This is a genomic window from Pseudomonas sp. WAC2, assembly GCF_030403525.1.
Classification (GTDB): domain Bacteria; phylum Pseudomonadota; class Gammaproteobacteria; order Pseudomonadales; family Pseudomonadaceae; genus Chryseomonas; species Chryseomonas luteola.
Window position 1 is genome coordinate 111,830 of record NZ_JAUEPD010000001.1, and the last position, 25,573, is coordinate 137,402.

Here is a 25,573-nt window from a genome sequence, read left to right on the forward strand (position 1 = left end):
GGCGCATGGTTAAGGCCATGCGTCCTCCTGGATTCATCCCTCCCAACGCTGGGACCAGTCTGCGTCCTCACCGATCACGTCTCGCAGCAACTGGATCGCATCCTGAAGCACGGGCGTTTCCTTGTCCCGCGAGTACACCAGATACGTGGGATAAGTAAATTCCGGTGCCCGTTCTACCCGCTGCAATATGCCGTTATCCAGATAGCTCTGGACGACGCGCGTCCTGAAATATCCTGCACCTCCATTCTGTACAAGGTACTGCAAGGCCAGAGGCCCCAGACTGAAAGAAAGTGCTGCCTTCGCCTTTTCGGGCATGGCTGCGTCGTGCTGCTTGCGAAAGGCCTCGCCCCAATCAATGTAGATATAGGGCTCAGGTTGAGCTACCGAGCAGACCTGAATCAACTTTTCCTCCAGCACCTGCTCGACCTGCATTCCTGGCCAGTATTCCGGCTGATAGACCAGTGCCGCATCCAGCACACCTTGCTCTACCTGCTGTTGCAGACGACTGCTGTCGGCAATTTCAGCCCGTACCGCGTAGCCAGGCAATGCCTCCCGCAAACGCTTTACCCAATTGAGGATCAATGGATTGCTCAGGCTGACCTCCCCGCCTACCGTGAGCAGATTGCGAAACCCCTCCGGCAGCGGCAGGTCACGCCGCGCAGCGTCCCATGTCTGTACCAGCTGACTGGCATATCCGGCAAACACCTGACCATCTGCCGTCAGCCTGGCACCCGCCCGGTTACGCACGAACAGCCGGCACTGAAGCTGCGCTTCCAGATTCTGTACCCGCGCCGTGACCGCGGTTTGCGTCACATGCAGCCGTTCCGCCGCAGCTAGAAAGCTTCCAGTCCGGGCAATTTCAAGAAAGGTACGGGCCAGTTCAAGATCCATGGGTATCCGATTATCGATAAGCGAGCCGTCAGTGTAGCCATGAACTCAGGCTGTATGCAGTTCTGCTTCGCGCGAGGAGGACTCCTGGCGGAACACCGAGGGCGACACCCCGGCCAGCCGCTTGAAGAACCGCGTGAAATACGCCGGTTCGGAAAAGCCCAGCAGATCCGCAATCTGGTTGACCGTAAGGCCCGTGTAGATCAGGTTTCGCTTGGCCTCAAGCAACAGCCGTTGATGGATGACGCCCAGTGAGGTCTGTCCGCGCAGCCGCCTGCAAAGTCCATTGAGATAGGCCGGTGTGATACCCAACGCCTTGGCATAGGCCTCGATAGGCCAGTGATTGCTGTAATTCGCTTCTACCAGCTGGGAAAACGCAGTCAGGTAGGACTGACCCCGCTCGGGCCGCTCCTGGGCGTCGCGCACCATCACCTGCCGCCCCAACCATACCGCCAACACCCCAACCAGCGATTGCAGGAGCAGGTCCCGCGCCGGTGCCGAGGAGCTGTACTCATTATTGATCGCGGCAAACAGCGTGTGGATGTAACGCCGCTCTCGTCCGACCTGATAAAGCGCAGGCTGGCTGAAGGTCTGGGTCTGCCCGCCCAGATGTTCCTGCAGCCGGGAAACCAAGGGCATTGCCAGGGTAAGAATAAAACCGTCGATGTCCTCCGAGAACCGAAATCCGTGGATGCAAAAGGCTGGCACCACCTGGATGGCGGCATCATCAATGCGGGTCAGCTGCCCATCCACATTAAGCTCGGCCCATCCCTTTCGCACATAGAGCAGTTGCACCAGATCGGCATGCCGGTGCAACTGAATCTCCCAATCGTGCAGGCTGCTGCGCTTGGGAATGGACTCGCAGTGCAGCAGGTCCGGTGTAGGCCATTCCAATGGGTCGCCATAGAGCATGAACACTGGAATATTCGGCACGGGCGGTTTCATGGTGGACCTCATTCTTATGCAAGGGTGTTTATAAAAGTCCAGAACTTCCTACGTAAAGTGCCTTCTCGCCCGGCAATGATCAACCAAAAATACAGGCGACGCAGATAAGAACGCACGCTGGCCACCCCTTCGCCGGACGTGACGACACAATAAGCGAGAGACCATAACAATGAAGACACAAGTCGCCATCATCGGCGCCGGTCCATCCGGCCTTCTCCTGGGTCAGCTGCTGCACAATGCTGGCATCGACACCGTTATCCTCGAACGTCAGAGTCCTGATTACGTGCTGGGCCGCATTCGTGCTGGCGTCCTTGAACAGGGTATGGTCGACCTCTTGCGCGAGGCTGGCGTCAGCGAGCGTATGGATCGGGAAGGCTTGGTCCACGATGGATTCGAGCTGGCGTTCGAAGGTCGCCAAGAGCGCATCGACCTCAAGACGCTCTCCGGTGGCAAGACGGTTATGATCTACGGCCAGACCGAAGTCACCCGAGATCTGATGGAGGCACGTAAGGCCAGTGGTGCGCTTAGTGTCTACGAAGCCAGCAACGTACAGCTTCACGAGCTGAAAGGCGAAAAGCCCTATGTGACCTTTGAAAAGAATGGCGAAACCGTCCGCCTGGACTGTGACCATATCGCCGGGTGCGATGGCTATCATGGCATCTCGCGCCAGTCGATTCCGGCAGACGCGCTCAAGACGTTCGAACGGGTATATCCCTTCGGCTGGCTGGGCGTCCTGGCCGACACCCCACCGGTGAACGAAGAGCTGATCTATGCCAACCATGAGCGCGGCTTTGCCCTATGCAGCATGCGCTCCAAGACGCGTACCCGCTATTACGTGCAGGTTTCCGCTGACGAGAAGGTCGAGGACTGGTCCGACGAACGCTTTTGGGATGAACTCAAACAGCGCCTGCCGGCCGAAACCGCTGCCAGACTTGTTACCGGCCCCTCTATCGAGAAAAGCATCGCGCCTCTGCGCAGCTTTGTGGTCGAGCCCATGCAGTATGGTCATCTCTTCCTTGTCGGCGATGCGGCGCATATCGTTCCACCCACAGGGGCCAAGGGGCTGAACCTGGCGGCCAGCGATGTCTGCACCCTGTATCGGATTTTGACCAAGGTCTATCACGACGGCCGTACGGATCTCCTACAACGCTATTCGGAGGTCTGTTTGCGCCGCGTCTGGAAAGCCGAGCGTTTTTCCTGGTGGATGACTTCCCTGCTCCATCGCTTTCCTGATACGGATGACTTTGGCCGCCGCATCCAGCAGACCGAGCTGGATTATTTCCTGGGTTCTGAGGCCGGTAGAAAAACCATTGCCGAAAACTATGTCGGTCTTCCTTATGAACCCATCGAATAAGGCGACGGCAGCCAAGCTCTGGTAATCTGGCCGTCTTGACCCACGCCCCGTAAAGCGCATCCACTCGGCTGCGTTTTACGCTGCACGCCAGGACTGTCCATGCCCAGCACCTACCTAGAACAATTACCTCAGGAAATTCAGGCCAACGTCCGCACTGCGCTGGCTGAAGATGTAGGAACCGGCGACATTACCGCCCAGCTCATCCCTGCCGACCGCACCGCCAGGGCTACTGTCATTACCCGCGAAGACGCCACCCTCTGCGGCACCGCCTGGGTCGATGAGGTGTTCCGCCAGATCGATTCCACCGTAAAGGTTGAATGGCAGGTTCGGGACGGGGAACGGGTCATGGCCGACAAGATTCTTTTTACTCTGTCAGGCCCCGCCCGCTCCCTGCTGACGGGCGAGCGGACAGCGCTCAACTTCCTGCAACTGCTGTCAGGCACAGCGACTCGCTGCAGTTACTACGCAGACTTGGTCAGCGGTACTCAGGTCCGCCTGCTGGATACGCGCAAGACCCTACCCGGCCTGCGGCTGGCACAAAAGTATGCCGTTACCTGTGGTGGCTGTCATAATCACCGCATTGGTCTGTACGATGCCTTTCTTATCAAGGAAAACCATATTGCGGCCTGCGGCGGTATTGCCCAGGCGGTCGAGACGGCGCGTCGTATCGCCCCCGGCAAGCCGGTTGAAGTAGAGGTCGAGAACCTCGCTGAGTTGGAGCAGGTCCTGGCCACAGGCGCTGAAATCGTCATGCTCGACAATTTCTCGCTTGAGGATATGCGCGAGGCCGTAAGAATCAATGCGGGCCGCACCAAGCTGGAGGCGTCGGGCGGCATCAATGACACGACCATTCGCCCAATCGCCGAAACCGGTGTCGACTATATTTCAATAGGCACGCTGACCAAAGACGTCAAGGCACTGGATCTTTCCATGCGCCTGGCGCTTTAATCATATGCCTCCTGTTGTTCACTGCAGGTCGGTTCGCTGGCCCGCAGGCTTTATCAAGGAACCTTTGTGAGCCATCGCTACCTTGTCATCGATAGCAGCGCCTTCACCAGCCCACAGCTGGAAGCCTACCTGTCTGCACGTCCCAAGAACCGTGTCATCATTTCCGACAGCACGGCCGTACAGCTCTTTCAACCCGAGCAATGGGTAACGGCCCGCAACGGATTGTTCAAGCAGTACAAGGATCGCATCTTCTTTTCAGATTCCAGCGGGCCAATTCTTCAGGCCGAGCTAGAAGGACGCAAACCCAGCATCCTCGCCGCACCGTTGACGCGAGCCTTTAACGCGACGATTGCCGCCGAAGGCGAAGAAGAAGCCCGGCAATTGGCATACATCCACAAGAACCTGCTGGATATCGAAGACGAATATCTAGCCAACCGCAAGGTATTTCTCAACACACTTATTACCCATATGAGCAAGGCGCTGCAGGATAATCCTGCCGTTACCCAGGACCGTGAGGCAGCCATTCACCTGGCAGCCGCTACGGCTCAACGTGGTCTCGCCAAAGGGTTCTCTCCAAGCCTGCTTGACGCGCCCTACAGTGTGTTTCTCAAGGCCTACCCTCTGGCAGCCCGCTATGTTGCCCTGCTTGCCTCGCTGCTGGTCGAGCATATCCAGGCAACCGGTACGGCTGCCAAGGTAAACGCAACGGCCATTATCGAAACCTTTACGCAGCGGGATAACGTGCTGATTGCCAGCCTGTTCGACGGCCTGTTGAGTACGGATGAGAATACTAACACTGCCTTCGCCGCGCTCAAGCAGACCCTTGCAGTGCTCAGCAAGGTGGGCGCCCAATCCGTGCATTAACGTCTGGAATGCCCTTGGAATCGGTGGCTTCTGCAGCAGCGGCAGAGGCCACCGATATATTGATCAAGCTCACACTTTAGAACTTTAGCTGTTAACGCTTCAAATCCTCTTCGCTGGTCCGCCTCTCGCTTCCTGTGCGTTTTTCGTCCACGAAAATATCTGTCCCGAACATCATTCATAGCTCCGGTTAATCGTTGACTCATCGTCACTTAGCCGCGCCAATTATTTTTATAAGCGCCTTCGCCATATTTTTGACAGACCTGAATTAATCATTCCAAATAGCCACTATTGCGACCAATCGCCGCTTTATGACGGCCTTTTCACTGCCATTTCGTTCCTCAAGCCAAACGCTAAGCCGTCGATACGCCAAGCACAACGACAGCATGCGTCGCAGAAATCATCTCGGCGCTTAAGCAACTGTCACGGCTTATCCAGCGCAACACAGCAGCTGGTAATTGATTTATTCAATATTGGGGAAACTTTCATGAACCGCTTTGAATCCATTGCACGACTCAGACGCCTCTTCCGTGGTGCAGTACAGGGGCTGCTGCTCTCTGCTTCTATGGCTACGCTATCAGCTACAGCCCAAGCGGATGATTTAAGCGTCGGTCTGGTTGGCTTGAACATGTCGGGCGCAGGGTTTGCGGCCCACGTTCTACCCGGCCTCAACAACCGCAACTACATTTTTCCTACGGAAACCCATTTCAAGGATTGGAGCGAGAGAGGCGTTCGCCTGATTCGCTTTCCTATCATCTGGGAGCGCCTACAGCCCAAGCTCTACAGCATGCTTGACCCGGACTATGTAGGGCTGATCCAGCAGACCATGAACTATGCACAGAAATACAATGTGCGCGTCATTCTGGACCTGCATAACTATGCGCGTTATCGCGGTGAGCTGATTGGTACAAAGAACGTGCCGTATGCGGCCTACCACGACGTGATGTACCGCATCGCCTTTCGTTGGGCCAAGCACCCTGCCCTCTACGCCTACGACATCATGAATGAACCCAACGGTGCGCTCGATTACTGGCCGACCGCAGCACAGCACGGCATCAATGGCGTGCGTACGGTGGACAAGGTCAAGCCCATCATTGTCGAAGGCAATGGTTGGGCGGAGGCAACCCGCTGGGCGCAATGGAACGATTCGCTGCTCAATCTGAAAGACCCGTCCGACAATCTGATTTTCTCGGCGCACACCTATTTCGATAACAACTCCGGCGGCACCTACGAGACCGTGGACGTCAGCACATTGGACCCCATGTATGGTGTGGCGCGTGTGAAGCCTTTCGTAGAGTGGCTGAAAAAGCATGGCAAGAAGGGTTATATCGGCGAGTTTGGCGTCCCGGACAATGATCCTCGCTGGCTGGTACTGATGGACAACATGTTGGCCTATCTCAGACAGAACTGTATCCCGGCAACCTATTGGGCGGCAGGTCCTGGCTGGGGTAACTACAACCTGGCGGTTGAGCCCGTGAATGGACAGGAACGCCCGCAATGGCCGACGCTCAAGAAATACCTGAGCACACCTAGTCAGTGCATACAAATAGGCCCGAATTAATCGGGCCTATGGAAATGGGGCCTGCTTGAGGCCCCATTGGCTTACTTGGGCATCGTTTTTGAGGTCACGTACTTGCTCAGGACTTCATTGTCATCCAGCGCATGAACGTCGGAGGCGACCCACAATTTACGCTCGATCCCCTGGGCAATCAGATGCGCGACAGCCGCCTCGATAGCCGACAGCACACAAAGCTGAGCCGGCTCGTTGGTGGTATAGCCAGACTCTGCCTCTAGTAGCTTCTTGAACTCGACGAACTTGTAGACATCCGCCGAGCGACCAATCGAGAAGATGGTCTTGGATGTCATCACGTTCGCTAATACCTGTCCGCCACGTACATCGATGGCGCGCAGATTGACCGTCACCTGATCGACCCGGTATTCCTGGGACGCACCGATTCCCAGGTAGCGAGCGCCTTCGCCGCCGCTGCGAATATTGGTGTCGTAGGCAACGATGCCACCCTCCAGCAGGATATTGGCTGCCTGCAGTGAAGGGAGCGGCTGCTGAATGTTTTGTGGCGTGTTGGGCTTGCTCTGGGTCGCCCGGATAATCTTGCGCTCGGTCAGAATGTTCTGCAGACCCTCACGTTCCAGCACCACGAACCAGCCGCTGGCCTGGAGTGCATCGACCAACATGCTGGCGCCACCCTGGGTGACGGCGGTAGAGAACGAGCTGGCCGGGCTGGGCTTGTACTGGCCGGTCTGGTCACGGAACCCATAGACGGCCGCAACAAGCTTGCCTCGCGGTGCTGGCAGATTCAGCAGATCGTAATAGGTAGAAGCCCGTGGGGTCAGTGTAGGTTGGGCATTTTGTTCGGCGGGCATGGGGTCACGCACAGAACATCCCTGCATCAGCATCGCGCACAGCAACGCTGACGACATCATGAGTCGTTTCATAATGGCTATTCCTGGTTTAGCGTGCTGCTTAGTAAGTCGTTCCGGCCAATCCGTTTACGGCAATCTCAGAGACCTCGCCTGTCACCCGATCCGTAATATGGATGACCAGCTGCCCTGTTTCGTCATTGAGAATATTGACGATGAAATCGTCGGTAGTAACGCTGCCTGCCTTGCCGTTACGGGCATTGGTCAATACCTGCGAAAGCAGGCTCGACTGCAACTGACTGGTAAAGCGCTCGATGGCCGACATACTGCTGGAAGACTTGGCATCCGGATCGTCGTAGTCATTCTGGGCCTGCGCGTTACCAAGCAGGTACGAACCGTTTAACGGACTACCACCAAAGGCGGGGTTCTTGGGGGTATAGACCAGTTCAGTGGCCTGAAGCGACGAGACGGAACCTAGCAATAGCAGCCCTAGCATCGTTGCTGAATGTACGTTCTTATTCTTCATAGCTCGTCTCTGTCCATGTCGAAGGTGTCATATAAAAGATTTTCCAGTTTTTGTTTAGCGACTGTGTCCTTGACCATGTCCGCCGCTGCGTAGGCTGTGCCTTTGAGCTCCGCGACATTGGGTTGGATGAACTGTCGGTAAACCACTCGCTGGTCATGCTCCACCCAGACCAAACTTCCCCAACGCGCAGAAGGCCTCTCGCGTACTACCAAGTTGAAATCCAGTTGGCTGGTATCGACCAACCGATCGCTGAAATAGCGATAAAAGTCGTGACCGAAGCGGGAGATCGTGTTGTCGACGATAAAGCCCTGGATATTCTCCTCATCATCGGCAGCCTGTGCCGACATTAGCATCATCATCCCCAGCAGTCCGACTCCCCAACGCTTCATTGCGTTAATGTCCTTTACTCTTTTCGTAGAACTTCAGCGCGGCCTCTGCACGATTGGAGGCGCCAATCTTGCGAAGCAGGTTATGAATATGACTCTTGATGGTGTGTGTACTTAGGCAAAGCTGATGGGCAATTTCCGCGTTTGAATAACCCTTGCCAACCAGGCTCAGGATCTCACGCTCGCGCCCGGTCAGGTCCACCGCCTCCTCTTCCAGTGTCTGCATCCGCCGATAACGCTCGATCAGACGCTCCATGACATCACGTGGCAACCAGTCCCGTCCCATCAGCAGGGCCTGTATGCCATTGAGCAAAAGCTCTCGGGAGGTATGGGTGTAGAAGATTCCCTTGATCTCGGGATGTTTTTCGATGAGCTGCTGCGCCTGCTCATCCGAGGTATTGACCAGCGCAACCGGCGCCTGACCAATCAACTGATCCAGCACAGCCGAGCATTGCTCGAATGCGACACTACCGACATCAAGCAGCCACAGAGATGCCCTGGCCTTTTCCAATCCATTGAAGTCACCCACGCATAACTCGAATTCCGTCTGCTGATTGAGAAAGTGCTGGAACAACTGCCCCAACAACTGATTCTTGGTCAGTAGTTTGACGGTAAGTGGCGGGCGGCCTGTTGCCATAATGGCGTCTGCTGAACTCAACTTTAAGCCTCGGTTATTCTTAATGTCGGTAGGCTATCCAACGATCTTGCGATCACAAACAAAAAAGCCCCTGAAACCATTTCGCCTCAAACAAATGAGAAATTAAACACAGCGATACATTGAGATTCTTTTGGCATCACTCCCTGATGACGGTTGAATATTCAGCAGGCTGGATTGAAACAACAGAATTCTCAAGAACCAACGTGAACACTTTATGAAACAGGACTGTATTCACGTAACGAGATACATCAGGAAAAGACTTCTCTTTCCAACTTAGGTAATAGATCACCTGCTGCACCAATCAACGTCCAGTCATCGGAATGTACTCCTGAAACCGGCTGCGGATTGATATGAACGACCGCGGCATTGGCATCACGCGCAATATGAGGCATCTGAGCGGCCGGGTAGACCACACCGGATGTACCAATGGAAAACAGGACATCACATTGGGCTGCCGCATCAAATGCCTGTTGCAAGGCCTGTACCGGTAACGACTCGCCAAACCAGACGACGCCTGGCCTTATAAAACCATTACACCTGGAACAGCGTGGCGGTTCGACACGACGACCTTGATCTGGTTCAACCGGTATTTCACGCTCGAACGAATAGCCGGTGCCGCAGGCAAAACAGCGCGGCTGATGCAGGCTGCCATGCAGGTGCAGTACATCGGCACTCCCAGCACGCTCGTGCAGATCATCGACGTTCTGGGTAACGACGGTAGCGCGTGGAAAGTGCTGGGCCAGACGGGCAATAGCAAGATGGGCCGGATTGGGCTGAGCCTTCAGCACCTTCATACGACGCCATTCGTACCATCCCCAGACGAGGGCCGGATCCGCCCTAAAGGCTTCGGGGGTTGCCAGTTCGGTGGCATTGAACGTTGCCCAGAGTCCGGTCTGTGCATCTCGAAAGGTGGGAATGCCGCTTTCGGCCGATACGCCTGCACCGGTAAAGAACACCACGTGCTGTGCATCGCGAATACAGTGTTTCAGCGCTTCATCTATCGCCAGGGACGTAGAGGATGGGGTTTGACTCATAACATCTGTTCCAATCTTTCCATGAGTGGGCCGATCCTGCTTTTATAAAGAGGCCTTTCCGGTCTTTTTTCACCAAGAGTCCTATTGGTGAATAAAACGTTCTTGTCTGAATATGAAATGCTTATCCAGTTGTAGCCAATTAATATGAATTTGCCAGTTGAAACGTAACCAGTTTTTGCGGCAGGCGCTACCTTTTTAATGGGAAGTGCATGCCAGAGCACTTGTGTAAATACGCTACACAATTGCTCAAAGTTCTCATTTTTCTTTTACCAACAGATACCTTATCGTTTTCAAACTCGACCGACGGTGCCGCCACTCATCGTATTTCGACAAGAGCGGGTTCACTCGCTGCGCTACATGCCGATAATCCGGAAGTTCCCTTCGAGCGAGAGTATTTTTCTCTTGCTGACGTTTCGCCTCACCGGAATCGCCATGAAGAAATCCTTTTTTAGCAAGCATCGTTTCACTGTTATTCCCGCGCTGGCCTTGGCTGCAGTACTTGCTGGCAGTATCGGTTATTGGAGCCTGACGTCTGGTCAGGCAACAGTCAGCACAGCAGCCCCCGGCTCGGTTCAAGCGATGCTTGATACGGTCCGCACGGCACCACAACCGTGGACAGACCATCCGCAGGACTTATCCGTTCTGGTCAACGACATGCGCAGCAACGCCATTGCAGGTGCTGTGATTGGCGAAAAAGCGGTGTATATCACTACCACGGCCAATGCTCACTACACGGTAGCCGATCCTTCTGGCCGGGTTGGCGATCTGGTTTTGCGTGACTACTCGAACCGTGGCGAGACTCTGTTCCCGGTTGCGACCTTTGCCGAATCGGCTGAGCGCAGTCCGGTCATGGAAAGCCTGCTGGCCAACCTGCCCACCTATCTGCTGCTGCTTCTGCTGGCCGTACCGCTGGCGTTCCGCGCTATGAGCCCGTTCAAGATCCAGCGCAAGGGCACGAATGTTTCCTTCGAGGATGTCGTTGGGGCCCACGAAGCCAAGCGTGCACTGGAGGACATCACTACCTGCCTGCGTAACCCTGCCGCCTTCTCGACACTGGGCGCACGCCCGCCAAAGGGTGTCTTGCTGACTGGTGAGCCGGGCACAGGAAAAACCCAGCTGGCCAAGGCACTGGCTACGGAATGCAACGCGCATTTCATCCAGGTGACGGGCAGTGATTTCTCCTCGATGTTCTTTGGAGTGGGCATTCAGAAAGTGAAGGCCCTGTTCCGTACAGCGCGCAAGAAGGCACCGTGCATCATCTTCATCGACGAGATCGACGGTATTGGCAAGCGTGCCGAGCAGTCCCGCTCAAGCGACGCGGAAGCCAACCGCATCATCAACCAGTTCCTGACCGAGATGGACGGCTTCGATGGTTCCAGCGGCGTGCTTGTCCTGGGTGCGACCAACTTTGCCAACTCGCTGGACCCGGCACTGGTGCGTGAAGGCCGCTTCGACCGGACCATTGCGGTCGGCCTGCCAACCCTGGAGGACCGTATCGAGCTGTTCCGCCTGTACGCCAAGAAAATTCAGGTGCAGGGCGATCTGGACTTCGAGGCCCTTTCCCGTAACACCGTTGGCCTGACACCTGCAGCCATTGCCTACATTGCCAACCATGCGGCGCTGCTGGCAGCACGTGAGAACTGCACTCAGGTCAGCATGAGCCACTTTGTGGATGCGATCGAGACCTGCCGTATCGGTGAGCAGCCTACTGCTGTCACGCCGCTGAGCGATACCGAGCGGACCCGTATTGCCGTACACGAAGCCGGCCATGCCCTGGTAGCAGCGGCGCTCAACACTGGGCGTGTCGAGAAGGTGACCATCCTGCCCCGTGGTCAGGCCTTGGGTGTGACACTGGTAACACCGGTGGAAGACAAGCGTCTGCATCTGGAGTCTGAACTCAAGGCTCGTATCCAGATGCTGCTCGCCGGCCGCTGTGCCGAACAGATCTACTTCCATGAAGTATCTTCGGGCGCGGCCCAGGACCTGCAGGAAGCCTCCAAGCTGGCCCTGTCGATGGTGGGTTCATTGGGTATGGGACCGAAAGGTTCGCTGATCAGCATTCAGGCACTGCGTGATGCCGGCATTGAATACGATGCAAATACGTCCATCGAGGCCGCAGATGAGCTCCTGCATCGCCTGAACGATCAATGCATGGCCCTGTTGCAGCGCCTGCGTCCGGCCCTGGACAGCATTACCCAAGGTCTGCTCGAGCACGAGACGATCCCGGGCGAGGATGTCATGCAGGCTCTGGCTGCCCATGGCGGTAGCGAGGCAGTCAAGGCACTCAATCGCGCCATCAAGGCCGATCCCGAGCGTGCCCAGAATGCAGCCATGAGCGGTTGGACGCTGGACTAATTTCCGCCGCAGCTCTCGCTGATCCCAAAAGCCCGTGGTGAACACCGCGGGCTTTTTTATTGGGAAAAATCTGCAATTTCTTACCGTAGAAAGCAAAACCGTCTGCCTTTCGCCGATAGTCTGAATTGACAAAGTAACAAAGGAACGTTACATAATATTTCCAGTTGTATGACGACGTATGACACAACAATCATAACAAATGGATATGTAGCGCTATGGCCCTCGCAGCGATTACACCTATTCGAAACCGTGTGGCACCGACTACTTATCGCGCAGAGGTAAACCCGCCTGCTAGCGCGGTTGTAAGCCTGTTGACAGGCCTACATCTGTCACGCTTGCTTGGCATCACCTGCAGGTCCGGCGTCAAATCAAAGACGTCATACATCCGCCTCTTGAATCCATCGTGCCGCATGCGCGCTTCCTCCGATCCGCATCATTTCGTTATTCGTTGGCCGGGTTTAAGCCCCTTTATGGCGATATCACGCCGAACGCTTCGAGCCCGTTGCTCGCCTTGTGTGTCCTGTTTCGAACGCAGCATTTGATTACGCATTGCGGCGTTTCAACGCTTTAGCCCTGCCCTGCAGTACAGCTCAACCATTAAGAACAATTAAAGGTGTGTCATGAAAATAAAAGGAATCCGCTGGTGGATGGTCGCCCTTGTCACGGGCGGTCTGATCGTCAACTACCTGGCCCGTAATACCCTGTCGGTGGCAGCGCCCACCATGATGAAAGAGCTCGATTTTGGCGCCGAGGAATACTCTCACATCGTAATCGCCTGGCAGCTCTGCTATGCCTTCATGCAGCCCATTGCAGGCTACTTGCTGGATGCCATCGGTACCAAGTTGGGCTTTGCGATTTTCGCCATTGCCTGGTCGGTGGCGTGCGCAGCAGCAGCCATGGCCAACGGCTGGCAAGGGCTTGCGTTTTTCCGGGGCCTACTGGGGCTGACAGAAGCGGCCGGTATCCCTGCAGGTGTGAAGGCTACCTCCGAGTGGTTCCCTGCCAAGGAACGTTCGGTCGCCATTGGCTGGTTCAACATCGGCTCATCGGTAGGCGCTCTGCTGGCACCGCCGCTGGTGGTCTGGGCCATCCTGCAGAGCGGCTGGGAGCTGGCGTTCCTGATCGTGGGCGTGCTCGGCATTGTATGGAGCGCCCTCTGGCTGGTGTTCTACAAACATCCGCGTCAGCAGCAACTGCTGTCCGACACCGAGCGGGACTACATTCTTTCGGGCCAGGAAGCCCAACACAAGGATGAAACGCCTGCCAAGGCCAATTGGAAAAAGATTCTGACCAGCCGTAACTTCTTCGCCATTGGAGCGGCGCGCGTTCTGTCCGAGCCGGCCTGGCAGACCTTCAACGCCTGGATTCCGCTGTACATGATGACCGAACGTCACATGAACATTAAGGAAGTGGCTCTGTTTGCCTGGCTTCCCTTCCTGGCGGCAGACATCGGTTGCGTGCTGGGCGGTTACATGAGCCCCTTCTTCCACAAGCACCTCAAGGTCTCGCTGTTCACCTCGCGCAAGATCGTACTGATGCTGGGTGCCTTCTGCATGATCGCACCAGCCTGTACCGGCCTTGTGGCGAGCCCGTATACCGCGATTGCCCTGCTCTGCATCGGTGGCTTTGCCCATCAGACGCTTTCAGGGGCGCTGTACTCGGTGACCGCTGACGCATTCGGCAAGAATGAAGTGGCTACTGCGACCGGCATGGGCGGCATGTTCGGTTACCTGGGCGCCGCGGCGTTCACGTTTGTCTTCGGCGTGCTGGTGACCAAGGTAGGCTACAGCCCACTGTTTATCGTGCTGGCCATTTTCGACATCGTGGCGGCGTTGATCGTCTGGAACGTGGCAACCGACCGCTCTCACCTGACCGACACGCAGCCGGTTAATGCGAACCAGGCACTCACTGGCGCCGAACCAGTCAAGAGCTGAGCCTGCTCCTGAATAAAAAAGCGCGGCCTATGCCGCGCTTTTTTATACCTCTCGTTCCTGAAACACCGACTCTCCCTCAAGGGAGATCAGGTTCAGTTCAAGGTCCGCCCGCTCTGCCCACTGCTCATCGATCTCGGCTTTGACGGACACGCCCAACGCGCGGAAATCGTTGACCTGTTTGACCAGGTTGCCCTGCCCGCTGACCAGCTGCCCGCAGGCCTTGTGATAAGCCTCCTGGGCTTTTTCCAGGCTCTTGCCAATACCGTCCATGCTTCCCAGAAAGGTCCGTAGCTTGTCGTATACCCGGCTGGCGCGGTCGGCCAGTTCGGCGGTGTGCCGGCTCTGGTCTTCGAAGCGCCAGAGCTGCCGGACAATATTGAGGCTGGTCAGCAGGGTGGTCGGGGTTGCGACCAGCACATTCTGTTCGATGGCCCGCTGGAACAAGGTCTCGTCTGCCTTGAGGGCTTCGACAAACGCCGACTCGATGGGTACGAACATGAAAACCATCTCGGGCGCGTTGAGTCCCGGCAGCTTGAAATATTCACGATCCGATAGCTCGCGGATGCGCTCTCCTACCGCGCGCACGTGTTCTGCCAGAGCGATCCGGCGCTCGGCCTCATCTTCACAATTGATGTAGCGGGTATAGGCGTTGAGCGAGACCTTGGCATCAATGATGAGGTGCTTGTTCTGGGGCAGATACACCAGGACGTCCGGCCGACGACGGCCTGTCTCGGTGGTAAAGCTGACTTCACGCATGAAATCGGTGCCCTGACGCAAACCGGAGCGCTCCAGCACGTTTTCAAGAATCAGCTCACCCCAGTTGCCCTGAGCTTTCTTCTGGCCTTTCAGGGCGGTCGCCAGCTCATGGGCCTCCTGCGTGATCTGCCGATTAAGCTCTTTCAGATCGAACAGCTGCTGTGCCAGAGCGGCCTGCTGCTGGGTGTCCTTGTGGTGGATATCTTCAACCTTGTGACGGAACGCTTCGATCTGCTCGCGAAACGGCTTGAGCAACGCATCCAGCGACTGCTGGCTGTGTTGGGAAAAGGTCTGCCCCTTTGCCTCGAAGATCTGGCTGGCCAGCTGCTCGAACTCCGCCTTGAGTTGCTCGCGGCTTTCCTTCAGAAGCTGGGTCTGCTCAAGGAAATGCTGTTCCTTTTGCTCAAGCGTGGTCCGCAAGGTGGCATGGTCTTCCACCAGTTGGGCGTGCCGTGTCTGCATCTCCCGGAGCATCTGCTGCTCACGGCCCTGCTGGGTGCGCTGCTCGGCAAGCTGTTGCTGCAGGCCGTCCAGCTGCGCGCGCGCCGCTTCAGCCGCGGCACGGTGATCTGACATTTCCAGCTGCGCCTGACGCGTCTGAGCTCGCAGCTCCGTCTCGCTTTGCCGAAGCATTTCGATCTGCTCTTTCAGCTGCTTTATGCGGTCACGCTCGGCATTCAGCTCAACCGCCTGCCGACTGTTGGCCACTTCCAACCGCTGGGCCTCGCTGCGTTCCGCTTCAATCAGCTCCTGGGTTTCCTGAAGGCGCGCCTGCAAACCTTGCTGCTGTCTGACCAGCAACGCTGCCGTGACGCCCCACCCCAGCAGAGCCGCCAGCGGCAACACCAGGGAGATCAGGTTCAGCGAATTCATAGCCAGCCTCACAACGGATACATCAAAGCTCGCACCTTATGTGGGCCGGATGAGCCCGTCCAGTGCCTACGGCCTGGTTTTAGCGCGAAAGGATTATTTGTAGAACAGCTTGGTAGCGTTTGCGACACCAGCCGCCACGTCAGCGATGACTCATCAGCCTGCTCCACCCAACCTGCAAGGCATGCAGGCTGGATAAGGCGCTCTACGCCGAGGCTAAGACGTTTTATAGGCGAACAGACTTACATCAGCATTAACCCGCTCAGGCGTCTGACGCGCCGGGACACGGCCTCTTCAAAAACGCCTGTTTTGGATTCGATCAAGCTGAACCAGTCCCGGGCCCGGGTAATGCCGGTGTAGATCAGCTCCTTGGTCAGCACTGGGCTGATCGTATCCGGCAGGATCAGCGCCGTGTGAGCAAACTCGGAGCCCTGGGATTTGTGCACCGTCATGGCAAACACGGTTTCAACAGCGGACAGTCGGCTCGGCAGGATAAAGCGCAGGCCACCGGTGCCGTCGTTACGCGGAAAGGCCACACGAATTGTCTTGCCGGAGCGATTGGCCGGTTCAGGCATACACAGAGCAATGCCAATATCCCCGTTCATGAGGTTCAGGCTGTAGTCATTCTTGGTCACGAGTACCGGGCGGCCCTCGTACCAGCCCTGGTCCTGGCTGATAAGCCCGGCACTGAGCAATGCCTTGGCGATCCGCTGGTTAAGCCCCTCTACACCCCACGGTCCCTTACGGACCGCACAAAGCAGCTGGAACTCATCAAAGGCATCCAGCACAGCCTTGGCCCAGACTTCCCAGACAGGATCATCCATAGGCAGGTCGTAACTGGGGCGAAGCGCCTGCATCACGCGCAGGTAATGCCGGTAGCCATGAGGTCCTCTGGGTGAATGACCTTCCAGCACCAGCTTTTCCAGTGCCTTGTCTTCGGCATCACGCAGCCGCAGGCAGAACAGGTCATCGTAGGTCTTTTTGACCAGCAGCTCACGTGCACTGCTGGCTTCCTGAAGATTTACCCGGCGTGCCAGCTGGCCGATACCGCTGCTGGAATTGAACCGGCGAGAATGACGTAGCATGACGACCTGCTGTGCCAGGGCATGATGCTCCTCGTGACCGTCTTCCAGCGATTCGTCGCTCAGGCATTCCCCGCAGATTTCCTCCAGCCACGCGCGAGTTTCCGGCGTGTAATAGCCCAGCTCGGCATCACGGCACAGATCGCCCAGAACGGCGCCGGCCTCGACCGAGGCCAGCTGATCCTTATCGCCCAGCAAGATCAGCCGCGCGTGCTGCGGAAGTGCGTCGAGCAGGCAGGCCATCATCTCCAGATCGATCATGGACGCCTCATCCACGACCAGCACATCCAGCGGCAGCGGGTTGCTGACATGATGGCGGAAATGACGGGTATCCGGGCGGCTACCAAGCAGCCGGTGCACCGTAGTAACGTCCACAGGAATATACGGACGCACGGCCTCGCTTACACCCAATGACTGCACCTGTCGCCCAATGGATTCGGTCAGCCGGGCGGCAGCCTTGCCTGTTGGCGCCGCCAGGCGGATACGCATGGGCGTTCCCTTCTCGACAGCCGGAGCCTGAAGCAGCGCAAGAAGCCGGACAACTGTAGTGGTCTTACCGGTACCCGGACCGCCGGTGATGATGCTGAACGCGCCTCGCGCCGCCAGGGCACAGGCCAGCTTCTGCCAGTCGGTCACGTTCTTGCCATCGATCAATGGACGCTCGGGAAACAGCGCAGCCAAGCGTGTGCAAAGGTCATCCGGCACAGACCCCAGGCCGGAGAGACGCAGCCGCAGGCATTCGCTGACACGGCGCTCATAACTCCAGTAACGGCGCAGGTACAACCGCTGGCCATCGAGCACCAGCGGGCAGTCATCCATCTGACCGATGGCCACGATCGGGCTTTTCTCCAGCGCACTCAGCCAGTGCGCTACGTTGAGAGCTGTCAGTACCTCGGAAGGCAGCAGCACCGGTTGCCTGTCTTCATCGCCCTCCGGTGGCAGCGATAATGCCATGTCCGGGTTGCCCAAGGTTTCGGCGAGGTCCAGACACACATGCCCATGGCCCAGCTGATGGCTGGTCAATGCCGCTGCCAGCATCACGCTCGGGTGGCTCTGCCCGTCGAGCTCATAAAGAAAGGATACAAAGGCGCGGTCCAGCGGCCTAAGCCACCCTCGCTCAACCCAGCGGTCCAGCAGCAAAAACAGATCCGCCATGCGTTCAAGCGGCCGGAAGTCAGGTGTATGGGCCGTCGGTGCAGTGGCTATCCTGGCCGGCGCAGCGGCTGCAGCATCGGCTGACGCAGGCTCGTCGGCAAAAGCCATATCGAATAAGGAAAGCTGTTCTTGAGTCATGCGTATTCCCCGGTCAGTTGAGAACTTCCCTGAAAGCACAGGTCGAGCTCTTCGATCAGCTCACGTGGTGGCCGAGTAAAGAACACGCCCTTGCTGGCAGCACGACTGCCCCGCAGGAAAAGATAAAGAGCACCTCCCATGTGACGGTCGTAATCGTAGTTTGGAAGACGCGCCTTAAGCTGGCGATGCAGCGCCAGCAAATAAATGACGTACTGAAGGTCATAGCGATGCTCTAGCACAGCGCCCACCATGGCCTCCTGGGTATAAGCGGTATCATCGGCGCCCAACCAGTTGGACTTATAGTCCGCTACGTAATAGCGACCCTCATGCTCGAACGTCAGGTCAACGAACCCTTTAAACATGCCGTTAAGCAGGCTTCGCTCAACCGAGGGCCGTGGCTTGCCTGGCATGACATAGCGACGGACCCGCTGATCGAGGGCCTCCGCCTCTAGCCGATGGGTAGAGAACCAGAACTCCATTTCGATCTGGTAGTGCGTGAGCTGGGCCAGCGTCACAGACGAGCCCGTTGAACCGAGCGGTAGACGCCTTGTCAGCAGCTCTTTCAGCCAATCGCTTAGGGTAGCAATCCAGCCTTCCCAGCCGCGCCGGTTGCAACGGCGTGCCACAGTGTCTTCGATCAGCTCGGGCTGTTCGGCTATGTTCGCAAAACCCTCATTACCCGCCCACTCCAGCAGACCGTGCAAAAACGTTCCCGGACCCGGACCGCGGGGGAACCGATGCAGGTCGACTCCGCTGCTGGCTGTGGCGGGCTGGGCGTCATCGTCCAGGCGGTCATCGTCGAACAGTTTTTGTGCTTCCGGGCTTTCGGGTGACAGGTCGGTATGCAGAACGGCGGTCTCTGCCTCGTCAGCCAGCTCGCCGATGCGCAACGCACTATAAGAGGCAATCCACCAGTGTTCCGCGACTACGCGCCGTGGCTGGCAGGCCTTGAGTTCAGGCCGCACCTCTTCGCGAGGCGCGAAGCGTGCAGTGGTGATTTCCGGCAGCGGCCCCACCGAGATAGCCGGCAGTTTACCTGTCATCTCTTCCAACATGCCCGCCAACACACCCGAGGACGACAGCACCTCTCCTCCGGTCGTGAGATATCCCAGGGCGCAGCGGTGGAAAGCCGACTCCTTGCTCTGCCCGCGCTTAAGGTCAGCCACGCCCATCCAGCAGGCGTGTTGTGCACGCGTCAAGGCAACGTACAGCAGGCGCAGATCCTCGGCCAGACGCTCTTCATCTGCGGCTATGATCACCTCGGCATCCGGCGTCAGGGTCATCTTGGGTGTGCCGTCGAGGTCGTGATAACGCACCGGAATACGGCTGCCGTCCACTGGACGGAACGAGCAGATAAAGGGCAGGAAGACCAGTGGATACTCCAAGCCTTTGGACTTGTGAATAGTGACAACCTTGACCAGTGCCTCATCACTTTCAAGGCGCAGGATCTGCTCCTCGGCAGTATGGCCTTCGGTAAGGTGCTCCGCCAGATAGCGAATCAGGGCCTGCTCACCATCCAGCTCGGTCGCCACTTGTTGCAGAAGCTCCGCCAGATGCAGGAGGTTGGTCAGTACACGCTCACCGTCAACCCGTGCCATCAGTGTTTGCGGCAACTGAAAGTCATGCAGAAAACGGCGCAACATGGGTAGCACGCCCTGGGTACGCCAGAGGGACCGGTAGTGGCGGAACTGCATGACCCGCGATTCCCAGGCGCGCTCGTCGTGGTTAAGCCTGTCCAGCTCGGCCAGCGGCAGGTCCAATGTGATACTGGCCAGCCCGGCACGGAGCACCCGATCGACATCCGGCTCGGCGCACGCACGCAGCCAGGAGAGTAGGCAGTGTGCCTCCTGAGAGTTGAAGACCGAGTCTTTGTCCGACAAATAAACGCTACGTACCCCACGGGCCGCCAGCTGACTGCGAATAGCCTGGGCCTCGATGCCGTCCCGCACCAGCACGGCGATATCCGCCGGGCGTAATCCACGCAAGCCTTTTTCCGGATGCTCGAAACCGGCCTTGTCCTGTTGCCCCAGATTGAGCAGGCGCACGATTTCACTGGCGGCCACTTGTGCCAGCTGTCCGAGGTAAGCGGTTTTGGAAATCGGCTCGGCCTCGTTGGGATGCCAGAGGGTTAGCGCCGGGATACCCTGCCCCTCGGCCACCAGGCGCTCCTTGCGACCCTGTGCCCTGACGGGATGGAACGGCAATGGATTTTCATCGTCCTTGCGGAACAGGAAGGCACCGCGCCCTTCCTCATGCTGCTCGGCCTGCTCGAATACTTGGTTGACGGCAGCCACCATGGCCTCGCTGGAGCGATAGTTGGTATCCAGTGTATGCAGGCGTCCTTCGGTGGAATAGCGTGCCTTCAGGTAGGTGTAGATGTCCGCACCACGGAACGCATAAATGGCCTGTTTTGGATCGCCAATCAGGAACAGACCGATATCCTGGCGGTTCTCCCCAATACGATAAATTGTCTCGAAGATGCGGTACTGCACCGGATCGGTGTCCTGGAATTCGTCGATCAAGGCCACCGGGAACTGTTCGCGGATCAGTTCGGCCAGACGCTCTCCTGCCCCGTCACTTTGCAGGGCAACGTCCAGACGGGCCAGGAGGTCATCGAAGCCCATTTCCGCACGGCGGCGCTTTTCCAGAATGAAGCGCTGCTTGATCCAGTGCGCGGCGTGTTGCAGGAGTTCAACGTCCGGTTTGGGTAGGCTGTCCAAGGCGGCCTTGAGCCGGCTCATTTCTGCCAGCGCCGGATGATCGGGCGCAGAAGCCTTGGTCCAGACCTCAGCAAAGCCCTCGGGTGTGAAACGCTCGAAGCCTTTGCCGATATCAAGCAGCTCGGCGGATTCATCCTGCGCCCAGGCGGTGATCTTTTCGCACCAGGGGACATACCACTGCGCCTTGAGCTTGCGCCCATCCACCACCTTGCGGGCACAGGCGTCGTCACACAACAGGCGCAGCTCTTCAGCCCAGGCTGCCCAGGGTGCCTTTAGCGCCTTGAGCAGTCCTCGCTTGCGCGTCAGGCACTCATCGATCAGCGTGCCCGGCTCCTGGTCGGCAATACCTTGCGTCTCGCCCACGATCAGCTCGCGTACGGATTCTGCCAATTGGTCAGGGCTGACCCAATGCTCGCGTATCCAAGCCAGCGACTCGCCGCTTAAGGTGTAGCAGAACCGCCGCCAATAATCCCGAACGACCTCAGCCAATAGCTCGCTGTGGTCTGTCTCCAGGGTCTGATTGAACAGGCTGCCGCTGTCGAACGCATGCTCGCGCAGCATGCGCTGGCACCAGCTGTGAATGGTGGAAACGGCGGATTCGTCCATCCATTGCGCGGCCATCTCCAGCTTGCGTGCGCAGCCAGGCCACTGCTCTTCAGAAAAATCAGCCCGTAGCGCCTTGATCAACGCATCGGTCTTATCGATCTCGCCACGAAAATAGCGGGCGGCCTCGAACAGACGAGCCCGGATTCGGTCACGCAGCTCACGCGTGGCGGCGTCGGTAAAGGTCACGACCAGAATTTGCGGTGGCAGCAGCTCGCGGCCAAAGCCGGTTTCTTCGCCGCCATGCCCAAGAATCAGGCGTACGTACAAGGCGGAAATGGTAAAGGTCTTGCCGGTGCCTGCGCTCGCCTCGATCAGTTGGCTACCGCGCAAGGGAAAGCGCAACGCAAGCGGCCGGTCTTGTGGTGTAGTCATGCGGCGGCTCCTTGTGCTGGCTGCTCACACCAACCTGCCTCGAACATCGGACGATACAAGGCATTGCACCAACCTTGGAATTCCTCACTGGCGGTCAGCCTAGCGAAGTCCGGGTATTGACGCATCAAGGCTGGGCTTTCAGCTCGCTCGCCCAGGCTGTTTACGCCATCACCTTCATAGGCTTTACGAGCCGCCATTTGCGCCTTGACGGGGTCCTGCTCAGCATTGAGCCAGGCGAAGGCGGTTTTCACCGCAACCGGCAGCGGATAGCGCATGCCGTTCTGCCATGCCAACAAAAGATCGCGCAACGCAGCGGCGGCCTGAGCGGTTTCCAGCGGAGCAAGCATCAGGGTCTCATCGGTGGCCACCAAGGCCGTCGTAAGCGGCACGCCACAGGCAGAGGCCGTCAGGTGCACGATCCACGGTCGGATCAGGCGATACCATTTACGTGTCTTGGCCGAACCGATTTCATTCGGAACAGGTGTAATTGCAATCAGGCTGCCATCCGAGCGGCGACGTAACCGCTCAAGCCAACCCTCCAGGCGTAGACCCTTGTGCTCGAAGCTGAGCGGCTGTGCACCGGCCACCTCTTCCGGCCACGCCACCAGCAGGCCGGTATGGCGTTCAAGCAAGTCAGGCAGTGGCTGGATCAGCTCCTGCTGCATCAGCTCACCAAAGCCTGCCAGTGGCAAGAGACCGCTGCGCTGCAACCGCTGCCCCTGGGCACGCAGCGCCTCTTCGGCGCGTTCCGGTGCCTTCAAGGCGGCATCAAGCAGGCTTTCGCTCAAGGCATACCGGGTCAGGCCGTCGAGTACAAAGGGTTCCTTGTCCTGGGTCGGAATGGCAATTTCTTCGAAATGCACCTTGAGCCGCTGGGAGAAGAAATGTCGCACCGGATGGCGCAGAAAATCCTGTAGCTGATTCAGGCTCAGTGGCTCGTCCTGCTCATGGGGCGGAAGTATAGGTTCCTGACCTCGCGGCGGCTGCTTGTCGTGCACGGCAAGCCACTCGCGGGCATAGCTAAAAAAGCCCGGCTCGCCCTGAAAATAGCGGATGTTAAAGGGCTGTAGCGGATGCTCCTGAGTCAACGCCTCAAGCAAGCGCTCGCCCTCCTTACCCTTTTCCTTATCAGGACCCTCATCTATCAACGTCCAACCTGCGGCCAAATGATCACGCAACTGGCCTAGCAGAACGGAGGCCGGTCGCTCACTGTTGTCGCGAATGCTACGGCCAATCCAGCTGATATAGAGCTGATCACGGGCAGACAGCAGTGCTTCCAATAGCAGGTAGCGGTCGTCTTCACGGCGGGAGCGATCGCCGGGGCGATAGTCCTTGCCCATCAGGTCAAAGTCAAACGGCGGCTGGGCGCGTGGATAATCGCCATCGTTCATACCCAGGAGGCACACCACCCGGAATGGAATGGCACGCATGGGCATAAGGGTACAGAAATTCACTGCGCCTGCCAGAAAACGCTGGGACAGCTTGCCCTCATCCAACCCGGCGAGCCATGCCTCACGCACCACCGTAAGCGGCAACGTTTCGTCCAACTGGACCGCCTCGCAGGTGTCCAGCCAGTCTTCACGCAGCTGCTCCAGCTGGCCAAGCAAGTACTCGTCACGTTCGCTGGAAGACACGAAGAACGTGCGCAGCACCATTTGCAGACGCTCGCCCCATACTGCAGGAGTGGCAGGCTCGGCCAGCTCGTCATGGGCCTTGTCCAGCGCATCCATCAAGGTAACCAGCGGGCCGACCAGGGCAGCATCCAAGCCACCAATCTCGTCGAACGGCTCGATTTCATCCCGTGCCACGCCCTGCCCCACGGCATACCCCAGCAACATGCGCCGCAGACCGAAACGCCATGTGTTTTGGGTGAGATCATCCGGAAGATCCAGCCGTGCCCGCTGCCGAGCATCCAAACCCCAGCGGATACCGGCACCCTCGATCCAGCGATGCAGGGTCGTCAGGTCGGTGTCATTTAAGCCGAAGCGCTTGCGCAGGGCCGGGACGTCCAGCAGGTCAAGGATCTCGCTCACCGAAAAGCGGCTTTCCGGCAAACGCAGGAGATGTTCCAGTGCAATCAGGAGCGGATCACGACCACGCTGCCCCTGATCCGCTAACGTGAACGGAATGAAGCGCGGATCATGGCTGTCCAGCTGCCCGAACACGGCGCGAATGTGGGGCGCATAGCTGTCGATATCCGGCACCATGACGATGACGTCCCGCGGACGCAACGTAGGGTCTTCCGAGAAGCGCGCCAAGAGCTGATCGTGGAGAATTTCCACCTCGCGCTGCGGGCTGTGAGCAATGTGGAAACGAATGGACTGATCTTTAGTGGGATTGACGGCCGGCCAACGCTCGCGGGTTTCACTCAAGGGGCGCAGATCGAGAATATCGTCCTGCAATTGGGCGAGCATGTGCTTAGGATTCGACTTAGTTGCAACATCATGGAAGTAATCAATTCGGCCATCACTCAGATCTTTAAATTGATGCTTGTAGCTATCCGGTTCATCAAAGCGATCTAATAAGTTGATGTAATCGCGGCCTTGCTTACCCCAGCTGGCGAGCAAGGGATGACCATGCTGGTGTAGTTCATCAAGATCAATCTGCATAGGCATACCCGGCTTGCGCAGCTGCCGCTTGTATTCATGGCGCAGCAAATCTTTGTCCGCCACGATGTCACCCCAGTGGTGGCGGCACGGGTTGTGAACACACAGCAACACCTGACTGAAGCGCGCCAAGGCGGCCAGGGCTTCCAGGAGCTGGGCGGGAACCGATGAGATGCCGAATACAACGACCCGCCGCGGCAGGTGCGAAGGGGCTTGTTCCAGCGCCTTCATGGTGCTGATGAAGCGTTGATGCACCCCCGCCCGGCTTTCCGCCATGCCGTCATCGCCCACATCCGCCAGCAAGGCACGCCACAGCTCTGCCTGCCATTGGCATATCGGCGGCAGCGGTACGGCGCCATCACGCAGCTTATTCAGTTGATCCTTGCCGTTGACCCAGTCCTCCAGCCAGTCGGCGCGGTACACCTGATACTGATCATAGAGATCGGCTAGACGCTCTGCCAATTGGTAGCGCTTGCGCATGTCGCTGTCTTCATCGAGGAAGCGGCGCAGTGAGGCAAAGCTTGGACGTTCAAGCAGGCTGGGCAGCAGCCGCACCAGACGCCAGGTCAGCGGCGTACGATCCAGCGGGGAAGATGCTGGAACGGTATCGCGACCCAAGACCTGTCGGTACACCCGCCATAAGAAAGCCGACGGCAGCTGCACATCAATAGCCGCCGCAATGCCGCAGCCGCCTTCGCCGTCCTCCGTCGGGTCTTCGGCCAGGGCCAGCTTGAGCCATTGGGCGATGCCGTTACTCTGCACGAGCACCTGCTCGTTTTCCAAAGGCGCGAGGGGATGATGGCGCATCCAGGCAACAGTCAGATTGCGCAGGTCCTCCAGACGATTGCCGTGAACGACCATAAAACCGGGCGTCAGATGAGCCGCGTCCTGCATGAATAAGCCTCTGGGTAGATCTGGAACTGCAAAAAAGGCGAAGCGTACGGAGATCACGGCTCAAGAGCCAGACCTGTTCAAAGTCATCGGTAAGGTTTTCGTGCTG

17 protein-coding genes are annotated in these 25,573 nt (G+C 57.8%); 6 read left to right on the plus strand and 11 right to left on the minus strand.

Annotated elements, in window-relative coordinates:
* Positions 1–33 precede the first annotated feature (33 nt).
* Both QWJ10_RS00570 and QWJ10_RS00575 read right to left on the minus strand, forming a co-directional pair.
* Complete coding sequence (locus QWJ10_RS00570; RefSeq protein WP_010797529.1) at positions 34–891, minus strand: LysR family transcriptional regulator; 858 nt, start codon at positions 889–891, stop codon at positions 34–36.
* A gap of 45 nt (positions 892–936) precedes the next feature.
* On the minus strand, positions 937–1,833 hold the full coding sequence (locus tag QWJ10_RS00575; protein ID WP_197872677.1) for a helix-turn-helix domain-containing protein: 897 nt from the start codon (positions 1,831–1,833) through the stop codon (positions 937–939).
* A 169-nt stretch (positions 1,834–2,002) separates the two neighbouring features.
* Here QWJ10_RS00575 and pobA point away from each other — a divergent pair, with 169 nt between their 5' ends.
* From pobA to QWJ10_RS00595, 4 genes are all read left to right on the plus strand, one after another.
* Entirely contained in the window at positions 2,003–3,187 is a 1,185-nt protein-coding gene (gene pobA, locus QWJ10_RS00580; protein ID WP_125888755.1) for a 4-hydroxybenzoate 3-monooxygenase, read from the plus strand.
* Positions 3,188–3,286: 99 nt separating this feature from the next.
* Positions 3,287–4,135: a carboxylating nicotinate-nucleotide diphosphorylase gene (nadC, locus tag QWJ10_RS00585; RefSeq protein WP_019366619.1), complete on the plus strand. Its 849-nt coding sequence runs from the start codon at positions 3,287–3,289 to the stop codon at positions 4,133–4,135.
* Between the two features lie 66 nt (positions 4,136–4,201).
* Positions 4,202–4,999 carry a hypothetical protein gene (locus QWJ10_RS00590; protein WP_019366620.1) on the plus strand — a complete coding sequence of 266 codons (798 nt, stop codon included), beginning with the start codon at positions 4,202–4,204 and terminating at the stop codon, positions 4,997–4,999.
* Positions 5,000–5,483: 484 nt separating this feature from the next.
* The gene (locus QWJ10_RS00595; RefSeq protein ID WP_289923508.1) at positions 5,484–6,557 is read left to right on the plus strand and encodes a glycoside hydrolase family 5 protein; all 1,074 of its coding nucleotides are present in this window, start codon (positions 5,484–5,486) and stop codon (positions 6,555–6,557) included.
* A gap of 41 nt (positions 6,558–6,598) precedes the next feature.
* Here QWJ10_RS00595 and QWJ10_RS00600 read toward each other — a convergent pair whose 3' ends face one another.
* The 5 genes from QWJ10_RS00600 to QWJ10_RS00620 form a co-directional block, all read right to left on the minus strand.
* Entirely contained in the window at positions 6,599–7,450 is an 852-nt protein-coding gene (locus QWJ10_RS00600) for a CsgG/HfaB family protein (RefSeq protein WP_010797523.1), read from the minus strand.
* Positions 7,451–7,478: 28 nt separating this feature from the next.
* A complete protein-coding gene (locus QWJ10_RS00605; RefSeq protein ID WP_019366623.1) occupies positions 7,479–7,901 on the minus strand; it encodes a curli assembly protein CsgF in 423 nt (140 codons plus the stop codon).
* Positions 7,898–8,260 carry a curli production assembly/transport protein CsgE gene (gene csgE, locus QWJ10_RS00610; RefSeq protein WP_232235595.1) on the minus strand — a complete coding sequence of 121 codons (363 nt, stop codon included), beginning with the start codon at positions 8,258–8,260 and terminating at the stop codon, positions 7,898–7,900. Before csgE ends, QWJ10_RS00605 begins: the two co-directional genes overlap by 4 nt.
* Positions 8,261–8,294: 34 nt before the next feature.
* A complete protein-coding gene (locus QWJ10_RS00615) occupies positions 8,295–8,924 on the minus strand; it encodes a response regulator transcription factor (RefSeq protein WP_019366625.1) in 630 nt (209 codons plus the stop codon).
* A 269-nt stretch (positions 8,925–9,193) separates the two neighbouring features.
* Entirely contained in the window at positions 9,194–9,979 is a 786-nt protein-coding gene (locus QWJ10_RS00620) for an NAD-dependent deacylase (RefSeq protein WP_289923511.1), read from the minus strand.
* Positions 9,980–10,411: 432 nt separating this feature from the next.
* On the opposite strand from QWJ10_RS00620, the gene QWJ10_RS00625 reads away from it, so the two are divergent.
* Positions 10,412–12,334 carry an AAA family ATPase gene (locus tag QWJ10_RS00625; protein WP_289923513.1) on the plus strand — a complete coding sequence of 641 codons (1,923 nt, stop codon included), beginning with the start codon at positions 10,412–10,414 and terminating at the stop codon, positions 12,332–12,334.
* 620 nt (positions 12,335–12,954) lie between these two features.
* Positions 12,955–14,268: an MFS transporter gene (locus QWJ10_RS00630; protein ID WP_289923514.1), complete on the plus strand. Its 1,314-nt coding sequence runs from the start codon at positions 12,955–12,957 to the stop codon at positions 14,266–14,268.
* A 42-nt stretch (positions 14,269–14,310) separates the two neighbouring features.
* Here QWJ10_RS00630 and rmuC read toward each other — a convergent pair whose 3' ends face one another.
* From rmuC to recC, 4 genes are all read right to left on the minus strand, one after another.
* The gene (gene rmuC / locus QWJ10_RS00635; RefSeq protein WP_289923516.1) at positions 14,311–15,897 is read right to left on the minus strand and encodes a DNA recombination protein RmuC; all 1,587 of its coding nucleotides are present in this window, start codon (positions 15,895–15,897) and stop codon (positions 14,311–14,313) included.
* A gap of 239 nt (positions 15,898–16,136) precedes the next feature.
* A complete protein-coding gene (gene recD / locus QWJ10_RS00640) occupies positions 16,137–18,131 on the minus strand; it encodes an exodeoxyribonuclease V subunit alpha (protein ID WP_289924518.1) in 1,995 nt (664 codons plus the stop codon).
* Between the two features lie 134 nt (positions 18,132–18,265).
* A complete protein-coding gene (gene recB / locus QWJ10_RS00645; RefSeq protein ID WP_289923519.1) occupies positions 18,266–21,967 on the minus strand; it encodes an exodeoxyribonuclease V subunit beta in 3,702 nt (1,233 codons plus the stop codon).
* Positions 21,964–25,467 carry an exodeoxyribonuclease V subunit gamma gene (gene recC / locus QWJ10_RS00650; protein WP_289923521.1) on the minus strand — a complete coding sequence of 1,168 codons (3,504 nt, stop codon included), beginning with the start codon at positions 25,465–25,467 and terminating at the stop codon, positions 21,964–21,966. Before recC ends, recB begins: the two co-directional genes overlap by 4 nt.
* Positions 25,468–25,573 lie beyond the last annotated feature (106 nt).

Bases quoted from the DNA above. Each gene is read 5' to 3' on its own strand.
- QWJ10_RS00605 (WP_019366623.1), bottom strand. From the start codon at position 7,901: ATGAAGAATAAGAACGTACATTCAGCAACGATGCTAGGGCTGCTATTG.
- QWJ10_RS00575 (WP_197872677.1), bottom strand. From the start codon at position 1,833: ATGAAACCGCCCGTGCCGAATATTCCAGTGTTCATGCTCTATGGCGAC.
- QWJ10_RS00570 (WP_010797529.1), bottom strand. From the start codon at position 891: ATGGATCTTGAACTGGCCCGTACCTTTCTTGAAATTGCCCGGACTGGA.
- QWJ10_RS00630 (WP_289923514.1), top strand. From the start codon at position 12,955: ATGAAAATAAAAGGAATCCGCTGGTGGATGGTCGCCCTTGTCACGGGC.
- recC (WP_289923521.1), bottom strand. From the start codon at position 25,467: ATGCAGGACGCGGCTCATCTGACGCCCGGTTTTATGGTCGTTCACGGC.
- QWJ10_RS00600 (WP_010797523.1), bottom strand. From the start codon at position 7,450: ATGAAACGACTCATGATGTCGTCAGCGTTGCTGTGCGCGATGCTGATG.
- QWJ10_RS00595 (WP_289923508.1), top strand. From the start codon at position 5,484: ATGAACCGCTTTGAATCCATTGCACGACTCAGACGCCTCTTCCGTGGT.
- recB (WP_289923519.1), bottom strand. From the start codon at position 21,967: ATGACTACACCACAAGACCGGCCGCTTGCGTTGCGCTTTCCCTTGCGC.
- QWJ10_RS00615 (WP_019366625.1), bottom strand. From the start codon at position 8,924: ATGGCAACAGGCCGCCCGCCACTTACCGTCAAACTACTGACCAAGAAT.
- QWJ10_RS00620 (WP_289923511.1), bottom strand. From the start codon at position 9,979: ATGAGTCAAACCCCATCCTCTACGTCCCTGGCGATAGATGAAGCGCTG.
- pobA (WP_125888755.1), top strand. From the start codon at position 2,003: ATGAAGACACAAGTCGCCATCATCGGCGCCGGTCCATCCGGCCTTCTC.
- rmuC (WP_289923516.1), bottom strand. From the start codon at position 15,897: ATGAATTCGCTGAACCTGATCTCCCTGGTGTTGCCGCTGGCGGCTCTG.
- recD (WP_289924518.1), bottom strand. From the start codon at position 18,131: ATGGCGGATCTGTTTTTGCTGCTGGACCGCTGGGTTGAGCGAGGGTGG.
- nadC (WP_019366619.1), top strand. From the start codon at position 3,287: ATGCCCAGCACCTACCTAGAACAATTACCTCAGGAAATTCAGGCCAAC.
- csgE (WP_232235595.1), bottom strand. From the start codon at position 8,260: ATGATGATGCTAATGTCGGCACAGGCTGCCGATGATGAGGAGAATATC.
- QWJ10_RS00625 (WP_289923513.1), top strand. From the start codon at position 10,412: ATGAAGAAATCCTTTTTTAGCAAGCATCGTTTCACTGTTATTCCCGCG.